The organism is Acinetobacter sp. NIPH 2100 (assembly GCF_000369805.1).
GTDB lineage: Bacteria > Pseudomonadota > Gammaproteobacteria > Pseudomonadales > Moraxellaceae > Acinetobacter.
Genome location: NZ_KB850224.1, coordinates 2,572,576 through 2,592,698, shown reverse-complemented (window position 1 = coordinate 2,592,698; position 20,123 = coordinate 2,572,576). Strand labels below are relative to the sequence as shown.

Below are 20,123 nucleotides of genomic sequence, written 5' to 3'. Positions count from 1 at the left end.
ATGGTCAGATTTCTAGACAAAATAATTGCCTTATATATCTTTATAATCTTCAAGATTTGATATTTTCCATTTACCACCCTTAACGTCTCTTTCTGCTGCTTGATTGTATTCCAGATCGAATACCTCATTCAGAGTTGGATCTCTTAATACCATTTGTTCCAAAGCAACGAGACGAATATCATCAGGTTCTTGATCACCAGTTAAAAACTGCCAATCTCCATCGGTATCATGAACAACACGTAAGATTTTGATTATGCTCTAACCATTGCCGAGTGGTAAAAATACCAAGGTTTTTCGCCTCTCTGAACTTAAAATCAGCATTTCGATCTAAGAGTGGTTGATCATAAATGAGTTTTTCCTCAAATCCATCTTCCCAAGGCAATTTATTATTACGATCTGCCCAAACTAATTGCAAAGCGGAAAAATTGTCGTGTTGATAGTAATTTAAAGCAGCACCAAAATAATCTTCAATATTTTTAACATCTACATGCAAAAATTGAGCACGAGTTTCTTTAAAAATTTGATCGCCATACTCTTGATTGAGAGCAATTGTTTCTCCATTTTTGATCAGATTGGCGACATCATTGATGATGGTATGTGCCAAGTCCGTTGGTAACCCAAAGCATATAATTTCAGGATGCTGATAGCTTTCATATAAACCGATACTATAACTAAAAGAAGGTAAATAGTCTGTTGCACTAATTCCTATAATTTGCAGTCCGTGCTTTTCAATATTGAGCTTAGTTGTATTAATGAGTGCATCCTGAGTAGGGCAATCATGTGGATGATCAGTGTTCATTAGATATCTCTAAAAGTTTATTATTTTTTTTATGCATAAAGGATTGAAAAATAATAACGAAGCTAGGCTTCGCTATTCTTATAATTATCCTTCACTTTCACATAATGACGTGCCGAGTAAGGTAGAAACTCCATTTCTTTTTCAGTCAGCGCACGAACTTGTTGTACTGGACTACCGACATATAAATAACCACTTTTTAAAACTTTACGTGGTGGCACAAGACTACCTGCACCAATCATCACATCATCTTCAATGATCACGTCATCTAAAACAACGGTATTAATCCCAATCAAGACGCGGTTACCAATGGTACATCCGTGTAAAGTCACATGATGCCCAACCGTTACATCTTCACCAATCACCAGTGGGGAACCATTCGGTTTAGATTGATTCTTATGACTAACATGCAACATACAGTGATCTTGTACATTGCTATTTTTGCCAATGTGAATTGAATTTACATCACCACGAATGACGGCAAAAGGCCAGACTGAAACATTCTCTGCTAATTTGACATCACCAACCACAACTGACATTTCATCCACGTAGCAGCTTGAATCGACATCAGGTTTTTGGTCTAGATAGGGACGAATGTTCTTTGGCATAGTCGTTTTCGATTGGAAAATTTAGAGTAATTATAAAATAAAAAAGCATTCATACCCAAGAGCATGAATGCTTTATCTACCTATTCTAAAAAATTAGAATAAGTTGCTGAAGAACATTTTAATATGATCAATCATACGAGCAAAGAAACCAGCTTCTTCAACAGGCTTCAAGGCAACCAGTGGTTTTTCAGCAATCACTTTACCATCTAGGCTCGCAACGAGTTTACCCACAACTTGACCTTTTGCTAGAGGTGCATTGAGTTTAGGTTGAACCACTAGCTGAGTTTTGATTTTGTCTGCTTGGCCTTTAGGCATGGTGACATTGAAGTTCTCAGCTAAACCGATTTGAACTTCATCTTGTTTACCAAACCACACTTTTGCTTTGGCAAGAACTTGGTTTGCAGGTTGAACGTTTGCAGTTTCAAAGTTTGCAAAGCCCCAAGCCAATAATGTACGTGTTTGATTGGCACGTTCATTCATGCTTGGTGTACCAAAGATCACCGAGATCAAACGCATTGGCCCACGTTTACTTGATGTTGTGAGGCAAAAGCCTGCTTCATCGGTATGGCCAGTTTTTAAGCCATCTACGCTTGGATCAGTATAAAGCAGGGCATTACGGTTACCTTGCTTGATACCGTTAAAAGCAAACTCTTTTTCTGAATAAATTGGATAGTACTTAGAGCTATCTTTGATGATATGTTGTGCCAGTACAGCCATATCTTTTGCAGTTGAGTAATGACCTTCAGCTGGCATACCTGTTGAGTTGATGAAATGTGTATTCACCATACCAACACGTTTTGCTTCTTGGTTCATCATATGGGCAAAAGTACCTTCATTGCCCGCAATATGCTCAGCCATTGCTTTAGATGCATCGTTACCTGATTGAATAATAATACCGCGTAACATTTCTAGAACAGTTGCAGTGCCATTTAATGGAACATACATACATGATTCTGAACTGGTACCACGACACCACGCAGATTCATTCATGCGTACTTGTTCGTTTTCAGTCAATTCACCCTTTAAAAGTTTCTGTTCAATGATGTAGCTTGTCATCATTTTTGTCATTGAAGCAGGTGCCAGTTTTTCATTTTCATTTTTGGCAGCGAGGATCTGTCCTGTCTCATAATCCATCAACACATAGGATTTATTATTTAGTTCTGGTGGGGCAGATAGGACAGTTGCTGCATATGAAAAGCTTGGCAAAAGGAGTAATGCAGCAAGAGCGCTTTTTTGAGTCATTCTAGGTGGTTCCAATATCTTGTATGAAGCAGACGAGCCTAGCATTTTAGGATAAAGCAAAGCCGACTTCTACGGGGGAAATCGGCTTTTTCATACAGTATTGTAACCTGAAGCTTAATTGGTCGGATTATTTCGAATAATAATTACGAACATCATCGCAAATTTGACGGTTGTCGCTATCAGAAGCTGCTTTTGCATCAGCTCGTGCTTCTTTTAAAGCTTCCTGAAAATCTTTGCCTTTCACGCGTTTATTGAGTGTTTCGACAGCCTTGGTATCATTACTTAAATAGGCTTTGACCAGATTGTCATAGGCTTTGTTAAATTTTAAATCTTTTCCAATGAGACTTGGGCAGATTTCAGAAAGCACATAGATTGCAGCAAGTTCTTGCTTGGTTACGCTGTCAGACATTGGCGTGACTTCAATCTTTTCAGTTTCTGACTTTTTCTCAGCCGCAAATGCTGATGAAGTAAGTGCACTCGAGGCGATGAGCAATGATAAACCTAGTGTTTTAAAAACATTTTTCTTCATAAGAAATCAGACTCAAATAACAAGACTTAAAGAATTTGAATAACTTATAGCATAAAAGGATGTTAAAAAATGTATGTTTGCTGTAGGAACCGTGGAGAAAATGTGGTTTTTAATTTGAGTATTGAAAACCTAGCCATTGTTTAATGGACTTATCAGGCTTAAAAAATTGTATGTGTTTGAAGAGGTTGCTTGGTGCATTTTTGCTCTTCACTTGATCTTCGAAGTCACCACGAATATGATTAAAAAATAAACTAATTGGCTTCTTTATGAAAATGAAAATAGTGGTTAAATGTGTATTGTGAAATATAAAGGTTGAGTAAAAAATTAGGAAAATAACAAATATATTGAAAGAGGAAGCAAGAACATGGAGCCAAAATTCAAAGGCGGTGTTGATATTGCACTGAAACTACCGCCGCATCAATTCGAAGCTACAGTCGCATTCTATCGTGATGTGATTGGTCTTAAGCAAATCACAGAAAAAGGTTCAGAGATTGGTTTTGAGTTTGGACCAGTTAAATTATGGATTGATGTGGTTGACGGGATGAGTCAAGCAGAGCTTTGGCTTGAACTGTTTACAGATAATTTTCCCGAAGCAGCTCAATATCTGAATCAGGCAGGTGTGGTGCGTTGTGATGCTATTGAGCCTTTACCTGAGGGCTTCAAAGGTGGTTGGATCAGCAGTCCAGCCAATATTATTCATATGGTCCGCGAACCAGATGCCTGGTAATGCTTATATGTATAGAACTAAGGCCTTGGTAGATAATGAAAGAGTGGTTTCAAACAATTTGGGTTTAAAACCACATGATTATTCCAAAGCTTGATTAGCCTTCGAAATTTAAAACTTCTTCACATACAGACTTTTGTTCAGCTTTATCGACTTCTGATGCTGCTTCACGCGCATCTTTTAACAAAGTTTTGAATTCGCCATCTTTTTGTAGGCTATCTAGTGATGCTGTTTTATCTGAATAATTGCTGAGATATGAACCCACCATTTTCTTGATATTTTGATCAAACTTGGTGTTCTTTCCGATCAAGTTAGGACACATTTCGATAAGCACTTGTGCATTGGCGATGTCATCTTTAATTAATGCATCCGCTTCTTTGACTGAAACCGCTTCATCAGCAAAAACAGCTGGTGCTGTTAAAAGTGTGAAACTCACCCCGAAAACTCGGATAAATTTAGATAAATGTCTCATGGTTGTATAAATTTCTAATACTATGAAGTCATAACTATATATAATTCAAGGAATAATTCAATTGGGAAAACTGCTGAGTAATCTGGTGGTTGTTGACATCTCTCTATGATTTTTAACTGTGATTTATGTTGCTTATTGATTTGGTATGAAGATCGAAAGATATGTTGTTCAGATGAGGAAGGATGGTTGAATTTAGTCTAATTTCAGTGATGGAACTTGACAAGTGGATTACCATTGCCTAGGTTTCATGCCTTATTTGAGTTATTTTCAGCTGTTCATGCAAGGCAGAGCTGAAGATGCCAGCAGATACTGTATAGAGAATTAATTTTAGTGAATATCTTAATAGCAAATGATGATGGTGTGTTCGCACCAGGACTACAAGCTTTGGCCCAAGCGTTAAAGCCATTGGGTCGCGTGGTGGTGGTTGCACCTGAAAGTGAACGAAGTGGTTATTCGAGTGCTTTAACGCTAGATCGCCCATTGCGGCCTATACAAATTTCTGAAGATGTTTGGGCTGTGAATGGTACACCTGCGGACTGTGTCTATTTATCCATGAATGGACTATTTGATTTTGAGTTTGATCTGGTGGTCAGTGGAATCAATAGTGGTGCCAATCTGGGTGATGATGTTTTATATTCAGGTACTGTGGGCGCTGCTTTCGAAGGACGCTTGATGAAGCATCCAGCAATTGCTGTATCACTAGCTGGATCAAATGTACGCGCTTATGAGCATCCGCAATATTATGCAGTTGCCGCGCAATGGGTTCATGATTTTATTGCCAAAGGTTTACCTGTTTTGCCACCGCGTCATATCTTTAATATTAATATTCCAGATGTGGAACAGATCAAAGGGGCGCAGGTCACCTATCAGGGGCGTCGTGCGCAATCAAAGCCAATAAGTAGTCATGTTGATCCGCGTGGTCGTCAAGTGTATTGGATTGGATTGGCAGGTGAAGCGATTACCGATCCACAAGCCGTATCGAGTGATATCCAGTCTGATTTTTTTGCAGTTTCGAATGGTTATGTCAGTATTACGCCTATCCAAATGGATGCGACTAACTATGCAGTACTGGAAAATTTGCACGCTCATGTAAATGGTTAGGCGTTTGAATGTTATAACTTTGTGAATATCAGAGGTGAGAACTCGTTTTTTCTCACTTTTTTGATACTCTTAGGCGCAAATATATTAAGGTTTTTTCGATGAGGGCGAAGATGCACTTAAACCATGTCTCGGTTTTTCTATCACAGAAGATGATTAAAACAATCGTTTTGTCTATGGCGGTTGCAACAGTGACAGTGATGACAGGGTGTGCGTCTAAACCGCAAGTGAATGGTGGCACACGTTCTGTGCAAGCACCAAATTATTATACTGTTCGTTCAGGTGATACTTTAAGTGCGATTTCAAATCGCTATGGTTTGAACTATCTAGATGTAGCCGCACTTAATGATATCTCTGCGCCATATCGAATTTATGTGAATCAATCTTTGCGCTTAAAAGGTTCTGTTGCTCAACGCACAACCTCAACACAAGTGATGGCGCAAACCGCACCTATTCAGCGTCAAAGCATTAATTTACCAACGCAGCAACCTGTTCCACCAAAAACACAGCCTGTGATCCCACGTCCCGTCGTACCAACCGTGCCAGTGAACCCATCATCGACGCTAGCTTCAAGCTTGCGTTGGGTGAAACCATCGAATGGACCAATTATCCAAAGCTATAATATGGCGAGTAATGTGAAAGGAACGCGTTATGGTGGTAATGAGGGCGATCCAATTTTTGCTGCTGCAAATGGGCAAGTGGTCTATGCTGCGGATGGCTTAAAAGAGTATGGCAATTTGGTCTTGGTCAAACATATTGATGGCTATATCACGGCATATGCACATAACAGCAAAATGTTGGTGAAGAGCGGTGATAATGTGACTGCTGGTCAGAAAATTGCAGAAATGGGTTCTTCGGGTGCTTCACGCGTCATGATGGAGTTCCAAGTCCGCTTAGATGGAAAACCTGTGAACCCTGTCACGGTTTTACCAAATTAACTCTAGGATTATTAACAATATTTCAATTATTTATTAATAATCCTCTAGTGCATAAATAGACTTCCTTGTATACTCAAATTAGATTGCTTTCATTAGAACAATAAGCATATTAATAAATTAAGGGTAAGAGGGAAGTCTATGCTAGATCAATTGCGTGCAATGGGGGTTTTTGCCTGTGTTGTCGAAAAAAGCTCTTTTAGCGGTGCTGCAAGAGACTTAGGGATTACAACCAGTGCGGTCAGTCAACAAATCCGTTCTTTAGAACAAGAAATGGATGTTACTTTACTTCATCGTTCAACTCGCAAACTTAGCCTTACTGAGGCTGGACAAGCATTCTTCTTAAGTTGCCAAGAAATGTTAGCTGCGGCGGAACGTGGCAAAATCAGAATTAATGAATTACGTGATGATCTGGTCGGTGATTTGCGTATTGCAACCACGCCTGAATTGGGTGCTTTACACGTGATTCCTGCACTTTCTCATTGGATGTCAGCGCATAAAGGCTTGGCAATTCATTTTGAAGCCGATCACCGTTATATCGATTTAATTGAAGAACGCATTGATATTGCGATTCGCATGAGCTTAAAAGTAGATGATCATCAACTGGCTGCTGTGCCTTTAGCACGAGTCGATCAAGTATTGGTTGCTTCACCGAGTTATCTAAATCAAGCACAGCCGATTACACGTCCTGAAGACTTGCGCCATCATGAATTACTACCCATCACTTTAATGCAAGGCTATCAACATTTTGCATTCCGTCATGGCATCAGTGGTGAAGTGGTGAATCTCGACATGAAATCACGTTTAGGCACCAATAATGTCTTCGTGGCAAAATCGCTATGTCAGCAAGGTCATGGTATCGCACGTATTTTGTATATGGATATTCAGAAAGAATTGGTGAGTGGTTCATTGGTTGAAGTTTTACCTGATTGGCAACTTCCTGCATATACCTTGCATGCATTAACGTCTAAGCGTGAACAATACCCGATGAAAGTGCATCGCTGTATTGATGCGTTGAAACAATATTTTGCTCAGTTACCAGGTGGACGTTCCTTACAGGGCGTAGCCTAACAAAAAAGCCATGCTTCTAGGAGCATGGCTTTTTCTTTTATCTCTTTTTCTTGTGTTTAAGAGATTTTAAGCTTTTTGCTTCAACAGCATTTTCTTCTGAAACTTTCGCTTCAGCAGCTTCTTTTTTTGCTTTCTTACGCTTTTTCTTTTTCTTTGGTTCATCATCTTCAACTGCTTCACCGTCTTCGATGGCTTGCCAATACTCAAGTTGTTCCATGACGGCAGCGTAGATTGAGTTCTTGCTGTAGCGTCCTTTTTTGTCGAGAGTTCCGACTGGACGTGCCATGAGAATCTCTAAAGCTTGGTCGATGATGTCGATCGCGTGGACATGGAACTGGCCAGCTTGCACAGCGTCAATCACATCTTGACGTAACATCAAGTGTTGCATGTTTTGACGTGGAATAATCACCCCTTGTTTACCTGTTAAGCCTTGCAGCTTACATGCATCATAGAAGCCTTCAATCTTCGCATTGACGCCACCAATTGGTTGTACTTGACCTAACTGATTCATCGAACCAGTAATGGCCCAAGATTGATCAATCGGAATTTGGCAGATGGCAGATATTAAGGCGGAGAGTTCCGCAACCGTCGCGCTATCGCCATCGACCTGTCCGTAACTTTGCTCAAATGCTAAAGCCGCAGAGAAGTGCAGGATTTGTTCACGACCGAAGTGTGCTTTTAAAAAGCTGGACATCAGCAAGACACCTTTGGCATGCAATGATCCACCCAACTCAACGCTACGCTCAATGTCTAAGATATCGCCGCCACCTTGATATACAGACGCAGTCAGGCGGGAAGGTAGACCAAACTCTACATCGGCATAGTGGATCACAGAAAGGGCATTGATTTGACCTAGGCGATGTCCTGAAGTTTCAATCAACTGGGTACCACGAGACAGATCTTGCCAATATAGCTCACGTAAATAGCCTAGACGATATTGACGATGATGCAGTGCTTGATTCACATGCTGATCGATCACGATTTTATCATCCGCTTTAAAAGCATGATGATGGGCTTCACGAATTAAATCACCTAGTGTAGAAGCATGCAGTGACAATGAGCTTTGATCTTCAGCTTGGCGACTAGAGTCAGTGAGTAAAGCGGCAAGCGCTGAGCGATCGAAAGGAAGTAATTTGTCAGCTTGAACATAATCAGCGATCAACTGCATATAGGCTTGTTCATTACTGTCATTACGTTGTAATGTATCGGTAAAGTCGGCACGGATTTTAAAGACACTGCCTAACTCTGGCTCAATCTCTAAAATTTCATAATAAATCTCAGGTTCGGCCAGTAAGATCACTTTAATATCTAAAGGAACAGAAGCAGGTTCAATCGAGATGCTACCTGTTAAGGTCAACATATGTTCCAAAGAGGATAACTTAAGTTGTCCTGATTTTAATGCGCGTTTTAAACCTTGCCATGCATAAGGCTGCTCAAGTAGCTGTTCAGCTTCAAGCATTAAAAAGCCGCCGTTGGCTTGATGCAAAGAACCAGGACGAATCAGGGTGAAATCGGTGGTAATCGTACCGTTATGTGTTAACTGCTCAACATGACCTAATAAATTGTAATGGGTTGGAAAGTCTTCAAAAATAACCGGCGCACCGCTATTTGGTTTGTTGGCAATGATCACATTGGCTTGATAACGTGAAGGGACACGGTTAAATAAAGCTGGAGTAAAATCATCTTCTTCTTGCTCTAAGATTAGCTCAACATTGTCAATAATGTCTTCAGCATAATGCTTTAAGAACAGTTCTAGTCCATTTACCTCTTTGTTTTTATTGAGTATAGACTCAATACGGGGCATCACTACTTGTGTTGCAATGTCACGATTTAAGCTTGAAACTCGATCACGCGCATCATCTTCTAAATCACCTAGATGCAAACCTAAGCGTTCAAGCTTTTTCTCCATATAGCGAATATTGGAGTTGATTTCTGTGCGCTCTTTGCTTGGTAGAGCATTCAACTCATTTTGAGTTAATTCATGATATTCATTCTCTTTGAGTTGCATCGGAATAAACACATGTTTGTCATTACGAGAAATCAATTTTAAATTGATTTCCTCACCTTCTTTGGTGAGTTCAACCAAAGCTTGCTGTTGTACGTCCCCCGTATCTTGACGAATACGTTCGATACGATTGTGGTAGCTTTCTGCACTAAAACGACGTTCTAACTGTTTTAAAATGATTTGCCATGCTTGTTGCAGTGCATTTTGAAATTTAGTGCCTTGTCCAGCTGGAAAGCGGAGTGCAATGGGCTGTCTTGGGTTTTTGAAGTTATTAACATATACCCAATCATTTGGCGTCGGCATGGTTTTGGCGTGTTGCTGCAGCAAACGCTTAATCATGGTACGTTTACCGAGTCCAGCTGTACCAACAGCAAAAATGTTATAACCAGAATAAGGTAGGGATATCCCAGCTTCAACAGAGGCGCGGGCTCGATCTTGCCCTAAAAAATTATTGAGTGGTTTAATCCGTTTTGTTGAGCTTGGTATCTCAGCTAAATCTGGAATATGAGTCAGTTGATCTGCACGTAATGCTGTTTTAGTCAGTGTTGGTTGTATGTCCGTCTGCTCAAAAGCGCTAGGTAATGAATTAAGGTTTGCAGTAATAGTGTTTGTTGGTGTTAAAGATAAAGTTGTTGCCGTCATTTGATCGAGTTTTTGGGTCACTGTTGCTGTCCAACAAATTAAACTAAAGTTGAGTAATTAAAGGTATACAGTTTTAGGTCTAAAGATCAAGCGAACTTGTGTTTTTTATCGACAAAACAAAAGAATGGTTGCATAAAGCAACTTGCAAGCAAGGGCAAGAAACGATTGAATAAGCACATTCACGCATGTTCATGGAAAATAATAACCAATGACAACTCAAGCCTCTAGTTGGGCATCTGCATTTAAAGCATTTTTAGATCGCCGTGCTCTAATTATGTTATTTCTTGGATTCTCTGCGGGGATTCCAATTTTATTGATTTTTTCTAGCCTATCTTTATGGTTGGGCGAAGCTGGTATCGATAAAAGTGCGGTCACTTTTTTTAGTTGGGCTGCACTCGGTTATTCTTTTAAGTTTGTTTGGGCGCCATTAATTGACGAATTGCCGGTTCCGTTTTTAACCAAAAGTTTGGGTCGTCGTCGTGCTTGGTTGCTCATTGCACAATGCTTAATTATTTGTGCGATTTGTATCATGGCATTTTCTGATCCATCTTTGGGTCAAAGCTATTTAATCCAGATGGCGGTCGGGGCTGTACTGTTGGGCTTTTCAGCAGCGACACAAGATATTGTCATTGATGCTTACCGTATTGAACTGGCTGAAACTGAAATGCAAACGGTTTTGGCTTCAACCTACAATGCAGGTTATCGTATTGGGATGATTGTTGCTGGTGCTGGTGCATTGTTCTTGGCTGCCTATTTAGGCACAGCGAAAGGCAACTACATCTACGAAGCTTGGAAATACACCTATTTAACTATGGCAGCCGTGATGGTGGTTGGGATCATCACCACTTTGTGTGTTCGTGAACCACAGGTAAATCGTGTTTATAAACACTATAAAACCACTGACTATTACCGCTTGGTATTTGTATTCTTTATTGCAGTTGCAACCTTTGTTATTAGTTATATTTATTCTGGCAATGTCACAGATGCAATCTCAAAATCAGCAGGGATTAAGGATACAGCTGCTTTATTTGGTTTAGAAGCATTACGCTTTTTAACAGCTACCGCAACGGCGTTATTAGTCGGTTTTGGACTAGTGAAGACTGGTGTCGTGAATCAGCAAATGGCAAAAGAAACATGGGTCGCTCCGATTCTGGATTTCTTTAAGCGTTATGGGGTCAAACTGGCTTTAGTCCTGTTACTGCTGATAGGTTTCTTCCGTATCTCTGACATTATTGCAGGGGTAATTTCCAATGTGTTCTATCAAGATCTGAACTTTAGTAAGGAGCAGATTGCAGAAGCGGTTAAAATTTACGGTGTTTTATTTAGTTTGGTGGGCGGTTTCCTAGGTGGTTTGTTGGCACAACGCATGAACATTATGAAATTGATGTTTGTCGGTGCAGTCTTAGCCAGCTCAACCAATTTGATTTTTATCGGTTTGGTAAAATCGGGTAAGCCACTCGATCAAGTTGAAGTACAAGTTGGTGATCAGCATTATCAAGTTCAGACTGATGAGGTGGGGTATTGGAAGCTACAGGTACCGAATGAAGTGTTGTTAAAGGCAGATTCAGTTCAGGTCAGCACCCAATATCAAAATCAGGCTGATTCTAAAATTCAATTGGCAGTGCCGTATTTAATCAGCTCGCAACAGCCTCAAATTCAATTGTTGCCAATGAGTGGTGATGACCAACTCACAGCAAAAGAGTTAAAACAAAGTTTGGTGATTAAAGGACAGCTCGCGAATATTAAGTCTGAAGATTTAGATGTTGAACGTCCAGTGATTTTAAGCTTAGATGGCCAGGAGTTTGTGGCGAAGCTAGATCAACAGGGTTTATTTAGTGGCGTTATCGATGGCAAAATTTTACAGGCATCGCCAAGTAAAAGTATTACAGCTGTAGCAAACTTAAAAAGTAATCCTACGGATCAATTGTTAGCAACACGACAATATCGTATTGATACAGCATCCCATGCAGAAACAGCGCTCAATGTAGATATTCAACCGATTACTGTGATTGATCCTGCTCAACAAGGCACAGTTGAGCTTTCTGGCAAGGTGATTAAAAGCTATAGCTCTTTATGGTTATATTTAGCCATTATTGTGGATAATTTGGCTTCTGGTCTGGCAGGTGCGGCATTTATCGCATTCTTGTCCAGCTTAACCAGCGTATCATTTACAGCAGTTCAGTATGCGATTTTCAGTTCTCTCATGACGCTCACGCCTAAATTGTTGGGTGGGTATTCGGGAACAATCGTCAGCAATATTGGCTATCCGAATTTCTTTTTAATGACGACTTTAATTGGTATTCCAATTTTAGTTCTTGTGGTTTGGGTTGCGAAACTTTTACGTGACCATGAAAACCAGACAACACAGCAGAAAGGTGAATAACTATGCGCATGTTACATACGATGCTACGAGTAGGTAATTTAGAACAGTCTTTAACGTTCTACACTGAGGTACTTGGTATGAAATTGCTACGCCAACGTGACTATGAAGAAGGGCGTTTTACGTTAGCATTTGTTGGTTACGGTGATGAAAAAAACAACACAGTGCTTGAGCTTACTCATAACTGGGATACGACGAGCTATGAACTTGGCAATGCCTATGGTCACATTGCAATTGGTGTAGACGATGCTTATAAAGCATGTGAAGACATCAAGGCCCGTGGCGGTAAAGTCGTACGTGAAGCGGGCCCAATGAAAGGTGGTGTAACGGTCATTGCTTTTGTTGAAGATCCAGATGGTTATAAAGTTGAACTTATTCAACAAGATCAGGATGCCTATAATAATTAATCTTTGGTCACATAAGCCCAAGATTTCTTATCTAAAGCCCTAGCTTTATTTATACAGCCCAGTATGATGTTCGATCAAATGGTCAACAAGTCATACTGGGCTTTATAGTTCTTAGAGAATAGATAGGGATAAGTTATGTTGAAATTATTGGCATTGGATCGCTTTACCATATTATTGGTTGGGATGGTAATACTGGCGACGTTTTTTCCAGTTTCGGGGCAAATTGCACATTATTTTAATATTCTAACCACCGTCGCAATCGCAATACTTTTCTTCTTGCACGGCGCGAAACTCTCACGTGAGGCAGTGCTTGAGGGGATGATGCATTGGAAAATGCATGCTTTGGTGTTTGCTTTTACTTTTGCGATTTTTCCTGTCATTGGGCTACTCGCTAGACCTGTCTTGGAACCTTTGTTGGGTCAGCCTTTGTATTGGGGTTTCCTGTTTATGTGCTTCTTGCCATCCACAGTACAATCTTCAATTGCATTTACCTCTATGGCCAAGGGCAATGTCGCTGCTGCTGTTTGTAGCGCTTCTTTCTCCAATATCATTGGTATGTTTATTACCCCGATTTTGGTCAGTTATTTTATTTTAGGACAAAGTCAGCACGGTTTTGATCCAACCAAATCGATTATTCAAATCACCTTGTTACTGCTAGTTCCTTTTATTCTCGGTCAGTTACTTCGTCCTTATGTTTTTCCGTATATGGTTAAAGTGCCAAGCATCGTGAAGGCTTTTGATCAGGGATCAATCTTAATGGTGGTGTATGGTGCATTTAGCAGTGCCGTGGTTGCAGGCCTATGGCATCAGGTCAGTGGTTTAACCCTACTATATCTAGTCCTTGCATGTTCAGTGTTACTGACGATCGTTATGCTGCTTGCTTTATATTTACCGAAATGGTTGGGCTTTAATCAGGCTGATCAGGTGACGATCTTTTTTTGCAGCTCCAAGAAAACACTGGCGAGTGGAGTGCCAATGGCACAAATTCTATTTATCGGGCAACCTTTGGGTATGATTGTGCTGCCAATTATGATTTTTCATCAAATTCAGCTCATGGTCTGTGGCGTGATTGCGAATCATTGGGCAAAATCCAAGCAGGAATAGTTCGCAAAATTTAATTCTTTGGCGTATAATGCTTGCCACTTGTTGGCTTTGCTCTGACCGTAAGAGTCTCGGTGAGTCAAAAGAAATGGTCTGTTGTGGTGTTGATCTGCAAGTGTGCGAACACTTTGCTTTCCTCGTTTTGAGAGTGATCAATTGCGATAACAGCTTAAGCCTTTCTTACTAATAGGAGCATCGAGCATGCGCGCCGATATTCACCCTAAATACGAAAACTTAGTTGCTACTTGTTCATGTGGTAACGTAATCGAAACTAAATCTGCTCTTGGTAAAGAAACTATTTACCTTGACGTATGTTCAGCTTGCCACCCATTCTATACTGGTAAACAAAAGAATGTGGACACTGGCGGCCGTATCGACAAATTCAAACAACGTTTCTCTGGTATGTCACGTTCTATCAAACGTTAATATCGAGAAAGAAAAAACGGGCAATATGCCCGTTTTTTTGTGTCTTCTAATTCTCCCTCCTTTCAAAAAGGAGGGAGAGTTTTTTATTGATCCTGTACGTCAGTCAGACGATCAAGTTTTTTCTGGAAATAGTTACCTTGTAAGTAGCGAGCTTCTACATTCCATGCATTTGCAAACAGATTCATGTCATTGAGCTCCATCAAGAAAATTTCCACTGGCTTTTGAGCTATAAAGTGCAGGATTTTTTCTTGTAATGTTGCCATGTCTTTGTCTGAACTCAGCATCTTGGTCAGTTTGCTATGCAAGCTCAAATACTGAACATCAATTTGTTGCAGTAGAGTGTCGCTATATAAGGAATCACCAAAACCACGAATCGAGATTTCTGCACCGTGTTGGCGGAGTAAGGCAATTTGTGGCTGTGCTTGAGATAAGTTCTGTTGAAGTGCTTGTTCTGAGAATTGCAAAATCAATGGATGTGCTTGTTTGCTGCCAATAATGGTCAATAACTTGGCAACCAATTCAGGCAATTTCTTATCATTCAACAGCACATGGTGATTGAGATTTACAATCAATTTAGCTTTAGGATATTGAGTAATAAAATTGTGCAATTGCTTGCAAGCTTCTACCAGTATCCAACGATCAAGCTGAATGGATAATTCCGGGTCATCTTTCAGATCAGCAAGATCACTTAAATCCTGCCATTGATTGTCAAAAATAAATCCACCAGAAACTTCATAGGTATGCGTATGCTGATCTTGTTTATCATAGAGCTGTTGATATTTAAGATGAATATCACCTGCATCAAGTTTCTGTTTCAGCCCTTGTAATAAGGTTAATTGGACTGCTGTTGGAATATGTTCTGTGGTAATGCCAATATCCGCATCAATTTTTGGCGTATTAAAGACAGGTAAGCTTTGTGCAAATGCTTTGCTGAGAACTTGTTCAAAACGTGCCTCATCTGGAATTGCTTGTGCAAGTTCACAATAACCCAATTTCAGATGCAAAGGGAAAGTATGCTGTGCTGTCGCTAATAGTTGTGGCTTCTGCAAGCTGTTCAAGCCAATTAGAAGCGAATTCAAGACATTCTTTGATTCAGCTTGAAATAAAGAAACATATATCGCGCTATCAACCTGATAAACAGGGGCATTTACCTGTTCTTTGATAAAGTTCTGAATATTGGAAAAGTAAGCTTTGCTTCCGCGCCAGTCGGTTTGGAAAACTTCATTTGGGCAGCTACTCAGGCTAAACAGCACAACCGCATTGGCATTGGCTGGGTGATTGGTGAGTTGCCGATTAATCTGCTGTAAAGCCGTATTTAAATTTGATACTTTTTCAGCAGAAACGGCTACTGCTGGTGTCGCGGCTGTAGTTTGAGAGGGCGTACCACATTCAATATTAAGTTGTATTTCTTCTTCATTCCCAGAAGGTAAAAATTCAAGATGCAGTGGATTATTTTTTACAGTTGCATTCTGGGTACGCAGTTCAAAACTGCCATGCTCAAATTGCCCTTGAGAAATCTTTTTAAACCGAAGTTTAAATTGGCTTAGGTCCTCTGGTTGTAACACATCCAGAATAGGTAAACCAATCAGTTCATCTTCACTGGCGAAACCGAATAGATTGGCATATTCAGCATTCACATTGATATGGATGCCTTCTTGTAAAATAGCAACCGCTTTGTGGCTCTCAGCAACCAAAGACTGTGCTTGAGACTGTGCCGCTTCTAATTCATTTAATAAACGATGTTCTGCTTGTACTAGGCGACTATAAGACAGCGCACGGACGATGCTGATATAGAATTTTTCTGGAGACTTAAGATTTAATACATCATAGATGCCTTTATGAATATAGGTCTGATATTGATCAGCGTTATAGTCATCTGGTTCTAACAGCAGTACGGGTAAGCTCGGCTGCGATGATGCCTGAATTAAAGACAGCGTTTGTTCAATTTTTAAGTCATAAGCACGACCAAAAATAACAATATCCCAGGGTAAATTTAGCTGTTTCTCAAATGTTTTAAGATCATCTAGCAATGTCGCTTGAATTTGATGGTCTTGTGCCGTAAAAATCGCTGCAATTTGATTATAACGCAATTGGTTATCATCAATAATCAGTAAACGGGTTTCCGTCCGTTTGAGTTTCTTAGAGAGTAAAGAATTTCTCACTTTAATGCTTCCCATAAATCTTGATCAATTGTGTCCATATTTTTTTGTGCCATATATTTTTGAAGAACAGGGAGTTCCTCATCATTTAGCAGTTCAAACTCAAATTGAACAAAACTCTGGGTAATTAATTGTGCGTTTAATAAATACACTTTGACTTCCTCTTTCCCCAATCTTAAATGAACAGCTTGGTGTTCTCTAAAAATTTGTGAACCTGGTAAAATTAAGGTTGTTTTTGTTTCATCCAAATTTTGGTTTTTTAATAAAAGTGTTGGATGATAGTTGCTGATATGCCGATCTGCTTGTAAGCGCACAGCACAAGGGAAAATCTCCTGCGCCAATACTTCTAAACCAAGTTCTAAACTTTTCTCGCTCGATTGTTTGAGCCAACGAATTACTCCTCCACGCCAGTGCCCATGTGATGTTTCTTTGACTAAAATATATTCGCCTGTTCTTAGGTTTTTCGGTGCTTCGCCTGACCATTTAATACGATAACCGTTCACACTGATATCGAGTATATCTGCTTGGTAAACAGCTTTGCTTTCACGGCTTAAACGCTGGATGGCTGATTCTTGATTATCTGTAGCGCTCTTTTTATCCCAAGCCGACATAAACTTGGATTCATTTTGCAGGCCATAACCGTGGTCTAACAATAACGTCTCGGAAAAGTTTTTCGCTTTAGATAAATAAAAGTGAGCCGTGAGCAGACCAAAGCAGATATGCAATTGTGCAGAATATTCATAACGCTCATGGCGACGTTCTGCGGTTGTACCTAAAATGGTTTGCACATGAAATTTCAGTGCTGGCGTTAAATAGATTTTTTCATTTTTAGAAATATATTCTGCATTTTTATGCAGCGTGGCTGTGACATGATCCAACAAACTATGTGTACTGATAAAAATGTTCGGGTTGAAGCCTGAACTTTGTTTTTTATTATAAATAGGTGGATGGTCTTTACTGGTATCTACCACATATTTGGTCAGATCAGTCTCCTTTGCCAAAATCTGAACCATTTTCGCCCAGTCAAAACTACACTGGAACAATGCCTGTATTTCAGATTGACGGATTTGATTGGTATTGAAAATATCCATCAAAATCAGTTGGGCGTAAGCCTGAGTAATATTGGTAATCGAACTAGGCTTACCTTGAGACTGGTCTAGGTTGGTATGCTGATATTTATGTGTCACTGCTGCATCATAAAGCTGATGGGCAATTAACCATTGTCCAGCAACTGGTTCGCTATACAACATATGCTGTTGATAAAGAAGTTGGGTCAGTTGCTGTAAAGATTGAAATGTTGCTAAGGTTCTTGCTGTTTGCAAGTTCTTTTTTTGATTCAGGGCGAAGATAGAGAACTTTTGCTGATCAAGTTGATCATTACTGCGACGCACAATATTGATATAAATTGCAGCGAAGTAGCAACGCAATAACATTGCCAGTTCAATAATGTGTTCATTACGATCAGAACTAATTACACCCTGATTAAAAAAGTTCTTTTCTAGGCTACCTAAAACATTTTCAATAGTCGGATGCAGAACCTGAACCAAGTCAAAACGTAAAGTTTCCGAACATTCTAATTCACTCAGCTCTAACAGAGCTGCAAACAGTGCTTTGGAGGTATCACCCAACTGCATAATGGACAAATTTGAAATCCATTCATTGAGACTTTTAGAATTGGTATCGCAAAAGCTAAGTTTGTCCCGTCTTAAGACTGTTGGAATTTGAAAAATATCCGAAAAAGCATTATTCATCATTGTGTTATCAATCTCAGAATGTTTGAACCCCAAAAAGCGGTGTTTTATTTTTTTCGCCCGCAATTTCCCTGACGAGTTTCGGGACGAGATATCCTGGTAAACTCGCTAATACATCACTGTATATCTGATCTATCTCTGAAGATCTTAAATCAAAATGCTGAGCACCTTTAACTTTATCCAAAACATGAAGGTAATAGGGCATTACTCGTGCTTCAAATAAACGGCTACTCAATGCATTTAAAGTTTCTGCAGAATCATTCACACCTTTGAGCAAAACTGCCTGATTGAGAACGGTTATATGCTGGAATGATAACTGTAGCAACTTCGAGCAAGTGAAATCATCGAGTTCAGCTGCGTGGTTTGAGTGTACCACTACTACAATACGTAGCCTACTGTTTTTTAATATAGAAATTAGCTCTTCATCAATACGATTCGGGATCACAATTGGAACCCGTGAATGAATTCTCAATATCTTAATCTGAGGGAGAGATGCGACTCGTTCTAGCCACAAAGAAATTTTTCGATTGTTTAAAGTGAGGGGGTCACCACCACTCAAAATCACTTCATTGATTTGTGGATTCTGCTCAATATACTGTTTAATGTTGAGCCAATCGTCATTTTTAGGAAGATTCTCCTGATATGGAAAATGACGGCGAAAACAGTAACGACAGTGAATCGCACATGCACCGGTTAAGGTCAGCAAAAAACGTGATTGATATTTGTGTAAAACCCCCGCCATCTGATTTGCGGCTTCTTCACCTAAAGGATCCGTCACAAATTCAGGATGCTCTTCCAGTTCTAGGTGATGGGGTAAGACCTGTAACAATAGCGGATCAAGTGGATCACCAATGGTCATTTTTCCGACGAATGCACGTGGAACGCGCAATTTAAACTGTTCAGAGGCAAGGATTGCCCCTGATAATAGCTGATCGGTAGATAACTCAAGCAGATTTAACAGCTCTAAGGGATCAGTAATTAGGTCACTGAGTTGTGATTGCCAGTTTTGCTCTTGATGTAAATAGTTTATCATGCCATACGTTAAAAATAGTGTTAGTGTCACACCTGTGCGTGTAGTCTAACATTAATAGATTTGAGTTTTAAGTTTGGAGTGCGCCTTTCATGGCCTATTATTCTACAAATGATTTTAAAGCAGGCCTTAAGGTTATGCTTGATGGCAACCCATGTTCAATCATGGAAAATGAATATGTAAAACCAGGTAAAGGTCAAGCGTTTAACCGTGTGAAATTACGTAACCTTCGTTCTGGTAAAGTATTAGAAAAAACATTTAAATCAGGTGACTCTTTAGAAGCAGCTGATATTGTAGAAGTTGAAATGGATTACCTCTACAACGATGGCGAAATGTGGAACTTCATGGATCCTGTATCTTTCGAGCAAATCGCTGCTGATAAAACAGCAATGGGCGATGCTGCGAAATGGTTAAAAGATGATTCAAATGAAAAATGTACGATCATGTTATTCAATGGCGTACCATTGAACGTAAATCCACCAAACTTCGTTGTGTTGAAAATTATTGAAACTGATCCAGGTGTACGTGGTGATACTTCTGGCGGTGGTGGTAAACCAGCGAAACTTGAAACAGGTGCGGTAGTACGTGTTCCATTATTCGTACAGCAAGAAGAAAGTGTTCGTGTAGACACGCGTACTGGTGACTACCTAGAACGTGCATAATTGTAAATGAGTGGCAGAGCTACTCAAGACATACAATTATCGAAGGGATGATTAAACAATCATCCCTTTTTTTATGCCAAAGTAT

Annotated in this window: 17 protein-coding genes and 1 pseudogene; 9 read left to right on the top strand and 9 right to left on the bottom strand. The window is 39.8% G+C overall.

Features of this window, described 5'->3' with window-relative positions; genetic code table 11:
- Nucleotides 1-30: 30 nt before the first annotated feature.
- The 4 genes and pseudogenes from F887_RS0118015 to F887_RS05970 all read right to left on the bottom strand — a co-directional run bounded on the left by F887_RS0118015 (nt 31) and on the right by F887_RS05970 (nt 3,175).
- Nucleotides 31-799, bottom strand: a pseudogene (locus tag F887_RS0118015) (DUF4262 domain-containing protein).
- Between the two features lie 62 nt (nt 800-861).
- Entirely contained in the window at nt 862-1,404 is a 543-nt protein-coding gene (locus F887_RS05960; protein WP_005295506.1) for a gamma carbonic anhydrase family protein, read from the bottom strand.
- Nucleotides 1,405-1,497: 93 nt separating this feature from the next.
- On the bottom strand, nt 1,498-2,646 hold the full coding sequence (gene dacC / locus F887_RS05965; protein WP_005295505.1) for a D-alanyl-D-alanine carboxypeptidase PBP5/6: 1,149 nt from the start codon (nt 2,644-2,646) through the stop codon (nt 1,498-1,500).
- A gap of 127 nt (nt 2,647-2,773) precedes the next feature.
- Complete coding sequence (locus F887_RS05970; RefSeq protein WP_005295503.1) at nt 2,774-3,175, bottom strand: MCR_0457 family protein; 402 nt, start codon at nt 3,173-3,175, stop codon at nt 2,774-2,776.
- Between the two features lie 364 nt (nt 3,176-3,539).
- On the opposite strand from F887_RS05970, the gene F887_RS05975 reads away from it, so the two are divergent.
- Nucleotides 3,540-3,902, top strand: a complete 363-nt coding sequence (locus tag F887_RS05975; RefSeq protein WP_005295501.1) for a VOC family protein — start codon at nt 3,540-3,542, stop codon at nt 3,900-3,902.
- A gap of 94 nt (nt 3,903-3,996) precedes the next feature.
- Here F887_RS05975 and F887_RS05980 read toward each other — a convergent pair whose 3' ends face one another.
- The gene (locus tag F887_RS05980; protein ID WP_005295498.1) at nt 3,997-4,371 is read right to left on the bottom strand and encodes an MCR_0457 family protein; all 375 of its coding nucleotides are present in this window, start codon (nt 4,369-4,371) and stop codon (nt 3,997-3,999) included.
- A 330-nt stretch (nt 4,372-4,701) separates the two neighbouring features.
- On the opposite strand from F887_RS05980, the gene surE reads away from it, so the two are divergent.
- The 3 genes from surE to F887_RS05995 all read left to right on the top strand — a co-directional run bounded on the left by surE (nt 4,702) and on the right by F887_RS05995 (nt 7,475).
- Nucleotides 4,702-5,472 carry a 5'/3'-nucleotidase SurE gene (surE, locus tag F887_RS05985; RefSeq protein ID WP_005295495.1) on the top strand — a complete coding sequence of 257 codons (771 nt, stop codon included), beginning with the start codon at nt 4,702-4,704 and terminating at the stop codon, nt 5,470-5,472.
- 110 nt (nt 5,473-5,582) lie between these two features.
- A complete protein-coding gene (locus tag F887_RS05990) occupies nt 5,583-6,407 on the top strand; it encodes a peptidoglycan DD-metalloendopeptidase family protein (RefSeq protein ID WP_005295493.1) in 825 nt (274 codons plus the stop codon).
- 138 nt (nt 6,408-6,545) lie between these two features.
- Nucleotides 6,546-7,475 carry a LysR family transcriptional regulator gene (locus tag F887_RS05995; protein WP_005295489.1) on the top strand — a complete coding sequence of 310 codons (930 nt, stop codon included), beginning with the start codon at nt 6,546-6,548 and terminating at the stop codon, nt 7,473-7,475.
- A gap of 37 nt (nt 7,476-7,512) precedes the next feature.
- On the opposite strand, the gene F887_RS06000 is transcribed toward F887_RS05995, so the two are convergent.
- A complete protein-coding gene (locus F887_RS06000) occupies nt 7,513-10,143 on the bottom strand; it encodes a Lon protease family protein (RefSeq protein WP_005295487.1) in 2,631 nt (876 codons plus the stop codon).
- A 187-nt stretch (nt 10,144-10,330) separates the two neighbouring features.
- On the opposite strand from F887_RS06000, the gene F887_RS06005 reads away from it, so the two are divergent.
- From F887_RS06005 to rpmE, 4 genes are all read left to right on the top strand, one after another.
- The gene (locus F887_RS06005; RefSeq protein ID WP_005295485.1) at nt 10,331-12,505 is read left to right on the top strand and encodes an AmpG family muropeptide MFS transporter; all 2,175 of its coding nucleotides are present in this window, start codon (nt 10,331-10,333) and stop codon (nt 12,503-12,505) included.
- Nucleotides 12,506-12,507: 2 nt separating this feature from the next.
- Nucleotides 12,508-12,909, top strand: a complete 402-nt coding sequence (gloA, locus tag F887_RS06010; RefSeq protein WP_005295483.1) for a lactoylglutathione lyase — start codon at nt 12,508-12,510, stop codon at nt 12,907-12,909.
- A gap of 135 nt (nt 12,910-13,044) precedes the next feature.
- Nucleotides 13,045-14,013, top strand: a complete 969-nt coding sequence (locus tag F887_RS06015; RefSeq protein WP_005295481.1) for a bile acid:sodium symporter family protein — start codon at nt 13,045-13,047, stop codon at nt 14,011-14,013.
- Nucleotides 14,014-14,211: 198 nt separating this feature from the next.
- Nucleotides 14,212-14,436: a 50S ribosomal protein L31 gene (gene rpmE / locus F887_RS06020; protein WP_005145945.1), complete on the top strand. Its 225-nt coding sequence runs from the start codon at nt 14,212-14,214 to the stop codon at nt 14,434-14,436.
- A gap of 83 nt (nt 14,437-14,519) precedes the next feature.
- Here rpmE and F887_RS06025 read toward each other — a convergent pair whose 3' ends face one another.
- The 3 genes from F887_RS06025 to epmB are packed head-to-tail and all read right to left on the bottom strand — an operon-like array spanning nt 14,520 to nt 19,379.
- Nucleotides 14,520-16,613, bottom strand: coding sequence for an EAL domain-containing protein (locus F887_RS06025; protein ID WP_005295478.1), 2,094 nt, complete (start codon nt 16,611-16,613; stop codon nt 14,520-14,522).
- A complete protein-coding gene (locus F887_RS06030; protein ID WP_005295476.1) occupies nt 16,595-18,349 on the bottom strand; it encodes a hypothetical protein in 1,755 nt (584 codons plus the stop codon). The genes F887_RS06025 and F887_RS06030 overlap by 19 nt, the downstream gene beginning before the upstream one ends.
- A gap of 13 nt (nt 18,350-18,362) precedes the next feature.
- Nucleotides 18,363-19,379, bottom strand: coding sequence for an EF-P beta-lysylation protein EpmB (gene epmB, locus F887_RS06035; RefSeq protein WP_005145955.1), 1,017 nt, complete (start codon nt 19,377-19,379; stop codon nt 18,363-18,365).
- A gap of 89 nt (nt 19,380-19,468) precedes the next feature.
- Here epmB and efp point away from each other — a divergent pair, with 89 nt between their 5' ends.
- The gene (gene efp / locus F887_RS06040) at nt 19,469-20,038 is read left to right on the top strand and encodes an elongation factor P (RefSeq protein WP_004808248.1); all 570 of its coding nucleotides are present in this window, start codon (nt 19,469-19,471) and stop codon (nt 20,036-20,038) included.
- Nucleotides 20,039-20,123: the final 85 nt, after the last annotated feature.

Coding starts and splice junctions, on each gene's coding strand:
- F887_RS06025 (WP_005295478.1), bottom strand. CDS start 16,613: ATGGGAAGCATTAAAGTGAGAAATTCTTTACTCTCTAAGAAACTCAAA.
- F887_RS05960 (WP_005295506.1), bottom strand. CDS start 1,404: ATGCCAAAGAACATTCGTCCCTATCTAGACCAAAAACCTGATGTCGAT.
- F887_RS06030 (WP_005295476.1), bottom strand. CDS start 18,349: ATGATGAATAATGCTTTTTCGGATATTTTTCAAATTCCAACAGTCTTA.
- F887_RS05970 (WP_005295503.1), bottom strand. CDS start 3,175: ATGAAGAAAAATGTTTTTAAAACACTAGGTTTATCATTGCTCATCGCC.
- dacC (WP_005295505.1), bottom strand. CDS start 2,646: ATGACTCAAAAAAGCGCTCTTGCTGCATTACTCCTTTTGCCAAGCTTT.
- gloA (WP_005295483.1), top strand. CDS start 12,508: ATGCGCATGTTACATACGATGCTACGAGTAGGTAATTTAGAACAGTCT.
- epmB (WP_005145955.1), bottom strand. CDS start 19,379: ATGATAAACTATTTACATCAAGAGCAAAACTGGCAATCACAACTCAGT.
- F887_RS05990 (WP_005295493.1), top strand. CDS start 5,583: ATGCACTTAAACCATGTCTCGGTTTTTCTATCACAGAAGATGATTAAA.
- F887_RS05995 (WP_005295489.1), top strand. CDS start 6,546: ATGCTAGATCAATTGCGTGCAATGGGGGTTTTTGCCTGTGTTGTCGAA.
- F887_RS05975 (WP_005295501.1), top strand. CDS start 3,540: ATGGAGCCAAAATTCAAAGGCGGTGTTGATATTGCACTGAAACTACCG.
- F887_RS06005 (WP_005295485.1), top strand. CDS start 10,331: ATGACAACTCAAGCCTCTAGTTGGGCATCTGCATTTAAAGCATTTTTA.
- F887_RS06015 (WP_005295481.1), top strand. CDS start 13,045: ATGTTGAAATTATTGGCATTGGATCGCTTTACCATATTATTGGTTGGG.
- efp (WP_004808248.1), top strand. CDS start 19,469: ATGGCCTATTATTCTACAAATGATTTTAAAGCAGGCCTTAAGGTTATG.
- rpmE (WP_005145945.1), top strand. CDS start 14,212: ATGCGCGCCGATATTCACCCTAAATACGAAAACTTAGTTGCTACTTGT.
- F887_RS05980 (WP_005295498.1), bottom strand. CDS start 4,371: ATGAGACATTTATCTAAATTTATCCGAGTTTTCGGGGTGAGTTTCACA.